At 69.0% G+C, this 7,476-nt stretch carries 7 protein-coding genes; 5 read left to right on the top strand and 2 right to left on the bottom strand.

The annotated features are described in order from the left end of the window. The 5 genes from AC1DOC_RS11800 to AC1DOC_RS11820 all read left to right on the top strand — a co-directional run. Positions 1-408: ZrgA family zinc uptake protein (locus AC1DOC_RS11800; protein WP_478129838.1), on the top strand; the 408-nt coding region annotated here is incomplete at its 5' end. Positions 409-412: 4 nt separating this feature from the next. Next, positions 413-1,162, top strand: a complete 750-nt coding sequence (locus tag AC1DOC_RS11805) for an ABC transporter ATP-binding protein (RefSeq protein ID WP_319430805.1) — start codon at positions 413-415, stop codon at positions 1,160-1,162. Between the two features lies 1 nt (position 1,163). Next, positions 1,164-2,426 carry an ABC transporter permease gene (locus tag AC1DOC_RS11810; protein WP_012746706.1) on the top strand — a complete coding sequence of 421 codons (1,263 nt, stop codon included), beginning with the start codon at positions 1,164-1,166 and terminating at the stop codon, positions 2,424-2,426. A gap of 3 nt (positions 2,427-2,429) precedes the next feature. Further along, positions 2,430-3,071, top strand: coding sequence for a DUF3299 domain-containing protein (locus tag AC1DOC_RS11815; RefSeq protein ID WP_478129839.1), 642 nt, complete (start codon positions 2,430-2,432; stop codon positions 3,069-3,071). A gap of 152 nt (positions 3,072-3,223) precedes the next feature. Further along, positions 3,224-5,206, top strand: coding sequence for a DUF3300 domain-containing protein (locus AC1DOC_RS11820; RefSeq protein ID WP_478083200.1), 1,983 nt, complete (start codon positions 3,224-3,226; stop codon positions 5,204-5,206). Positions 5,207-5,227: 21 nt separating this feature from the next. On the opposite strand, the gene AC1DOC_RS11825 is transcribed toward AC1DOC_RS11820, so the two are convergent. Both AC1DOC_RS11825 and AC1DOC_RS11830 read right to left on the bottom strand, forming a co-directional pair. Further along, positions 5,228-6,496 carry a M20/M25/M40 family metallo-hydrolase gene (locus AC1DOC_RS11825; protein ID WP_478129840.1) on the bottom strand — a complete coding sequence of 423 codons (1,269 nt, stop codon included), beginning with the start codon at positions 6,494-6,496 and terminating at the stop codon, positions 5,228-5,230. A 97-nt stretch (positions 6,497-6,593) separates the two neighbouring features. Next, complete coding sequence (locus AC1DOC_RS11830) at positions 6,594-7,382, bottom strand: helix-turn-helix domain-containing protein (protein WP_478129841.1); 789 nt, start codon at positions 7,380-7,382, stop codon at positions 6,594-6,596. Positions 7,383-7,476 lie beyond the last annotated feature (94 nt).

A 7,476-nucleotide genomic window follows, 5' to 3' on the forward strand; every position in this document is an offset into this window, starting at 1 on the left:
CCACTGGACAACATCGTCGGCTTCGAGCGCGCGCCCAAGACCGACGCCGAGAAGAAGACCGCCGAAGACGCCATCGCCCAGCTGCGCGCAGCCGACAAGCTGTTTGCCATCGACCCGGCCGCCAACTGCAAGCTCGGCCCGGTCGAGCTGCGCTCCAGCGCACTGGGCCTTGGCAACCCCGACCCGGCAGAGCCCGCGGGCCATGCCGATCTCGACGCGACCTTTTCGTTCAACTGCACCCATGCGGCCGCGGCAAAGTTCATCGACGTGAATCTTTTCTCCGCCTTCAAGGGCACGCGCCAGATCGATTCGCAGATTGCATCCGCGCAAGGCCAGTTCAAGCGCCAGCTCAAGCGCCCGGCCGGCGCACAGGCTGCCCAGCCCGTTCGCCTGAACCTGGGCAAGTGACATTGTGAGCACCGTCCCCCAGGGCGAGGCCGCGCCGCCGCTGCGCGTGGTGCTCGCCGCCGAAGGGCTGCGCTTCTCGTGGCCCGGCATGCCAAGGCCGTGCATCGACATCGAGGCCTTGCGCATCACCGCGGGCGAGGCCGTCTTCCTGCACGGGCCGAGCGGCTGCGGCAAGAGCACGCTGCTGTCGCTTCTGGCCGGCGTGCTGGTGGCGGACGAAGGCCGCGTCACGCTGCTGGGGCACGACTGGTCGCAGCTCTCGGGCGCCGCGCGCGACCGCTGCCGCGTTGCGCACGTCGGCTACATCTTCCAGCAGTTCAACCTGCTGCCCTACCTGAACGTGCTCGACAACGTGCTGCTGCCCTGCCGCTTCTCGCAGCGGCGCGAGTCGCAGGCTGCGCGCGGCGGCAGCGCGCGCGAAGAGGCCGAGCACCTGCTCGAGCAGATGGGGCTCGACCGCAACCTGTGGAAGCGCCAGGCGATGCAGCTCTCCGTGGGCCAGCAGCAGCGCGTGGCCGCGGCGCGCGCGCTCATCGGCCAGCCCGAAGTGGTGATTGCCGACGAACCCACCTCGGCGCTCGACGAGGACCGGCGCGAAGCCTTCCTCGACGTGCTGCTGACGGCCTGCGCCGTGAACAACAGCGCGCTCGTGTTCGTGAGCCACGACCAGCGCATTGCGCAGCGCTTTGCGCGGCACGTGCTGCTGCCCGAGATCAACCGCGCGGCGCCCGCGGCCATGGCGGCGGACAGCTGAGATGAAGGCGCTTTTTTCCATTGCCTGGCGCAGCGCCTGGAACCGGCGCTTCACGCTGGCGCTCACGGTGTTCTCGATCGCGCTGTCGACCTTCCTGCTGCTCGGCGTGGAGCGCATCCGCACGGAGCTGCGCGAGAACTTCGCATCGTCCGTCTCGGGCACCGACCTGATCGTGGGCGCGCGCACCGGCGCCACGCAATTGCTGCTGTACTCGGTGTTCCGCATCGGCGCGGCCACCAACAACATTTCCTGGAAGAGCGTGCAGGCCCTGGCCGCGCATCCGGGCGTCGACTGGGTGGTGCCGCTTTCGCTCGGCGACTCGCACCGCGGCTTCGCGGTGCTCGCAACCTCGCCCGAATACTTCGCGCGCTTTCGCTACGGCAACCGCCAGCCGCTCGCGCTGCGCGAGGGCAAGCCCTTCAGCGCGCTGTTCGATGCGGTGGTGGGCGCCGAGGTGGCCGACAAGCTCGGCTACCACGTCGGCCAGAGGATCACGCTCGCGCATGGCAGCGGCGAACTCAATGCGTCCGAGCATGCCGACAAGCCCTTCACCGTGGTGGGCGTGCTCGCGCGCACCGGCACGCCGGTCGACCGCACGGTGCACATCGGCCTCGAAGCGATGGAAGCCATCCACCTCGAATGGGTGGGCGGCGCGCCGATGCCGGGCGTGAAGATCCCGGCCGAGCAGGTGCGCAAGTTCGACCTCACGCCCAAGAACGTGACGGCCGCGCTCGTGGGCCTGAAGAACCGCTCGGCCGTGTTCGGCGTGCAGCGCTGGATCTCCACCTACACCGGCGAGCCGCTGATGGCCATCCTGCCCGGCGTGGCGCTCGACGAGCTGTGGAGCGTGATCGGCATCGGCGAGAACGCCCTGCTGCTGATGTCGGCGCTGGTGGCGCTGGTGAGCCTTGCGGGCCTGGTCTCGGTGGTGATGGCGGGGCTCAACGAAAGGCGGCGCGAACTGGCCGTGCTGCGCGCCGTGGGCGCCGGCCTGCGCCATGTGCTGGCGCTGCTTGCGCTGGAGGGCGCCATGGTCACCGTGCTGGGCGTGGCCTTCGGCGTGGTGATGGCGGTGCTTGGCATTGCCCTGCTCGCGCCATGGCTGCAGGCGCAGTTCGGGCTGACATTGAGCCTTTCGCCACCTACACTGAACGAATGGCTGCTGATGGCGAGCCTGCTGGTCGCGGGCTGGCTGGCAAGCCTGCTGCCGGGCATCCGCGCCTATAGGCTCTCGTTGGCCGACGGCCTTTCCCCGAGGATTTGAACCATGCGCATCGCAAAGAAGAACTCCACGATCAACGCCTTCACGCGGCTTTCGATGCTGCTGGCTGGCGCCGGCCTTGCCGCCGCCACATGGGCCGCCGACCCGGCACCCAAGGACACGACCGCATCGAACCCGCTCGGCGGCAAGGCCGCACCGCCGGCCGCCGCGGCCAAGGCTGCGCCAGGCCAGCCGCGCCAGATCACCTGGGAAGAGCTCGTGCCCAAGGACTGGGACCCGGCCAAGGAATTCAAGGGCATGGACCTGAGCGCGCTCAACGACGGCGACCCGCGCGCCAACGAGCTGCTCATGAAGATGCAGGAAGTGTCGAACAACGCACCGACCAACCCGGCCATGAACGGCGCGGACATCAAGATCCCGGGCTTCATCGTGYCGCTCGAGGAAGCCAAGGGCGAAGTCACCGAGTTCCTGCTGGTGCCCTACTTCGGCGCCTGCATCCACACGCCGCCGCCTCCGGCCAACCAGATCCTGCACGTGGTCACGCCCAAGGGCGCCAAGTTCCGCGCCATGGACACCGTGTGGGTCACCGGCAAGCTGCAGACCCTGCGCAACGATTCGATGATGGGCGTGAGCGGCTACCACGTGAACGCGACGAGCGTCACCAAGTACACGGGCGGCGCCAAGTAGAGCCTGGGGCTTGTGGTTCTGCGCCGACAGCGCAGGCGGCGCAACACCGACACAGACCGTTGCATCGACGATGCAGGCTGGCGTCGTCGCTACAGGTGGCGCGCCGTTGAAGAGTTTCGAAGGCGCGGCTTCTGCGCCCATAGGAACTCCAGATGACAACATCACTGCGCCGCACCCCGCTCGCGCGGCTCCTGACGATYTCGCTGTGCATCGGCGCAATCGGCATCGCCGGCTGCAACAAGACCGACAGCACGCCTTCGGCACCGGCGCCTGCGCCCGCGCCTCCGGCAGCCGCCGCGCCGGCACCTGCGCCGGCCGCCCCCGCGCCAGCGGCCTACACGCCGCCCTCCGCCGAGCAGCTCTACCAGCTGGTCGCGCCCATCGCGCTGTACCCCGACAAGCTGGTGGCGCAGGTGCTGGCCGGCGCCACCTATCCCGACCAGATCACGGCCGCGCACGGCTGGCTCGCGCAGAACGCGTCCCTCAAGGGCGGTCCGCTCGCGGACGCAGCCAACCAGCAGCCCTGGGACCCGAGCGTGAAATCGCTCACCGCATTCCGCCCGGTGCTCGACCAGATGGCCGGCAACATCGCGTGGACCGAAGCACTCGGACAGGCCTACTACAACGATCCGGCCGACGTGATGAACGCGATCCAGGTCATGCGCCAGCGCGCATCGGCGGCGGGCCGGCTCAAGAACAACGACAAGCTGCGCGTGGCCAGCGCCGCCACGCCGCGCAACTACGCACCGGCCCCTGACGTGCAGCCCGTCTATGCAGGCCCCGCCGTGGTCGAGCCGCCGCCGCAGTTCATCACCATCGAGCCTGCGCAGCCCGACGTGGTCTACGTGCCGAGCTACGACCCGCAGCGCATCTACGGCGAACCCGTGCCCGTGTACCCCGGCTATGCGTACACCCCGCCCGTCGAGGTTGCGCCCGGCTATAGCCGCGGCCAGGTGGCGGCGGCCGGCGCGTTCACTTTCGGGCTCGGCGTGGTGGTGGGCGCCGCGCTCGAGCGGCACGACTGGGGCTGGCGCTCATGGGACGTGAACTGGGGCGCGCCGCGCTACCGGGATCGCGATCGCGCGGTGCCGCCGGCCTATGCGCGGCCCGCCGTGGTCTACAACAACAGCACCTACATCTCGCGCTCGACGACCGTGGTCAACAACGTGCGCAATGTCTACAACAACAACGCGCCGCGCGGCCTGCCGCCGGGCGCGCCCCCGCCCAATTTCGCGGCCGCGCCGGGCCTGCCCCCGCCACAGAACGCCCAGTTCGCGCAACAACAGCAGCAGCAACAACAGCAACGGGAGCAGCAGGCACGGCAGCAGCAAGCCTTCATGCGCCAGCAGCAGGAGCAGCAGCAAGCCGCACAACAGGCACAGCAGCTGCAGGCCCGCCAGCGCCAGCAGGAGCAGCAGGAGCGGCAGGCACGCCTTCAGCAGCACCCGCAGCAAGACCCATTGCAGCGCCAGCAAGCGCAACAGGCGCAGCAACAAGCACAGCAGCAGGCACAGCGACAGGCGCGGCAACAGGCGCGGCAACAGGCACGACAACAGGAGCGGCTGGCACAGCAGCAGGCGCACAACACGCCCCCGCAAGCGCCGCAGGCCTTGCTTCAACAACAACAGCAGCAGCAGGACCTCGCGCGGCGGCAGCAGGCGGCCCAGCAGCAACAGCAACAGGCGCGCGCGGCCAGCCAGGCTCAACAGCGGCAGGCGATGCAGGAGCGCCAGCAGCAAAGGCAATCGGCGCAGCAGGAGCAATCACGGCGCCAGCAGATGCAGCAACAGCAAGCCCAGCAGCAGGCCCGCGTGCTCCAGCAGCAGCAAGCGCAACAGCAGCAGATGCAGCGGCAGCAGGCGCAGCAGCAGGCCCGGCAACAGCAGCATCAAGAGCAACTGCAGCGGCAGCAGCAAGAAGCGCAAGCAGCGCGCCAGCAGCAACAGCGGCAGCAGGCGATCCAACAACAGCAGCAACAGCAGCAGCAACGCCAACAGCAACAGGCTCAGCAGCAAGCGCAGCAAATCCGCCAGCAGCAGCAACAGGCCCAGCAGCACGCGGCCGCCGCCGCAGCAGCAGCGGCCCATCGGCGCCCGCCCGGCCGCCCCGGCGAACCGCCCAAGGACCAGCCCTGAAAGCGGCGGCCGCGAGGTCCGTTACTGCTTGCCGATTTCCGTCAGCAGCCGGGTGACGAGATAAAGGCGCGGCACGATCGAGTCGACCTCGATGTATTCGTCGCGTGCGTGATAGCCGAAGCCCGCGAGGCCGAAGCTCTCGACCACGGTGGCCTTGCCGGAGCGGCCCGCATAGCCCGCATCGGTGCCGCCGCCGGTCATGGGGGTGAGCGCGAGCTCGCGGTCGATCTCCTTGTAGATGGCCTGGGCCTTCTCGCCCAGCGCGCGGCCCTTCTCGCCCGCCACGAAAGCCGGGCGGCCCACTTCCACCTTGAGCGTGGTCTCGGTGTCGGGCACCAGCTTGCCGTTCGCGAGCTTCGCCTGCAGCGCGGCTTCGAGCTTCTTTTCGGCGCCGGGCTGCGTGATGCGGATGTCGCCGAGCGCCTGCGCCTTCTCGGTGATCTGGTTGATCGGGCCGGTGGCGCGCGCCACGGTCCAGTTGAGCGCCACGCCGGGGATGTCCTTGGCCACGTCGCGGGTCTGCAGCAGCTGATACGACAGCTCGTACAGCGCGTTGCGGCCCAGCTCGGGTGCGGCGCCCGCATGCGATGCGCGGCCCTTCACGTCGAGGGTGGCCTGTGCGATGCCGGCCGCGCCCAGCAGCAGCGATTCGCCCTTGGCCACCGACTTGGCGGCGGTGGGCTCGAAGGACAGCACCGTGTCGTGCTGGTCGGCCATGGTTGCGATGAGCTCGCCGGAGCCCACCGAGCCCACTTCCTCGTCGGGGTTCATGAGCACCGTGAGCGTGTCGTAGTCGCGCCAGCCCGCATCGGCCAGGATCTTCAGCGAAGCCATCATGACCGCGAGCCCGCCCTTGTCGTCCGCGATGCCCGGCCCGTAGATGCGGTTGCCATCGACCTTGTAGGGCTGGCTGTTCAGGATGCCGGCGGCGTACACCGTGTCCATGTGGCCCTGCAGCATGATCCTGCGCTTGCCCGTGCCCTTGAGGGTGCCGATGACGATGTCGGCGCCCGCGCCCGCCGTGGCCTTGCGCCGCTCGGTCTTGAAGCCCGCGGCCTTCAGGCGCGCTTCCACCACGTCGGCCATCTTGAGCAGGCCGTCGACGTTGAGGCTGCCCGATTCGATCAGCACCATTTCCTTGAGGTTGTCGATCACCGCGGGCTGCGCCTTTTCGGCGGCGGCGAGCAGCTTGGTATCGGGCGCGGYGTGCACGGCGGCGGCGGCGCCAAGGGCGAGGCCGCAGGCCAGCGACACGGACCGCAGGGCAAGGAAGGACGAGGGCAGGTTCATGATGGTTTCTTGTCGGAGTGATTGGCGGGCGCCAGCATAGCGACCCTCGCCAGCATTCGCGCGCAAATCGGCGACAGCAGGACGGCGCGGCGAAGCGTCAGGCGCCGCGGCTTCGCGTGGCTTTCTTCGTGGCAGCTGCGGGCTTGGGTTTGGGCGGCACCTTCCCCACCGGCCCAGAAGCAGGCGCCTCGCGCGCCGACCGCATGTGCCCGCTCTCCGCCGTGGTCATGCCCACGATCTTCGCGAGCTGCCGGCTCACGCTCACATAGGCATGGCCGAGCCGGCTGTCGAAATACAGCGAGTCGCCGCGCGCAAGCTGCACCACTTCGCCGTTCTCGAAGTGCACCTCGATCTCGCCCGACAGCACATAGGCGAATTCCTCGCCCGCATGCCGCACGAAGTCTTCCGGCCCATGGATGCGCCGCGCATGCACCGTGCCCACGATGGGGCTCATCTGCTTGCCGGCTGCCGTGGTGCCGAGAAACTCGTAGGCGATCGAGAGGCCGCGGTACACCACGCCCTTGCCGGCGCGCGTGACCACCGGCCCGTCGAGCTGCGCGGGCTTGACGCCGGCGCCCGCGAACATGGCGTTCATGTCCATCTCCAGCGCGCGGCCGAGCGCGGTGAAGTTCTCGTAGCCCAGCGCGAGCTGGCCGCGCTCGGCGCGCGAGATGGTGGTGATCGACACGCCCGAGCGCTCGGYCAGCTGCGCCAGCGTCCAGCCGAAGCGCTTGCGCGCGGCGCGCAGCCGATGGCCGAAAGTGGTGCGGTCCAACGTGGGCGCCTCGTCCTTCGGCCTTGTTCCCGGCTTGGTCCCTGTGTATGGATTCACGCTTGGCTTTCTCTTGTGGTGCAGCGCAATTCTGCCAGCCCGGCGCTCCGCCATCCATGACGGCCCGCACGGCGCAGGCCTGGAATTTGCGTATGCGCAAATTGCGTCGACGCAAATTTCACCGATGCGGTGCACCATGGTTTCCCCT

This window comes from Variovorax sp. 01T439_2, from assembly GCF_056398445.1.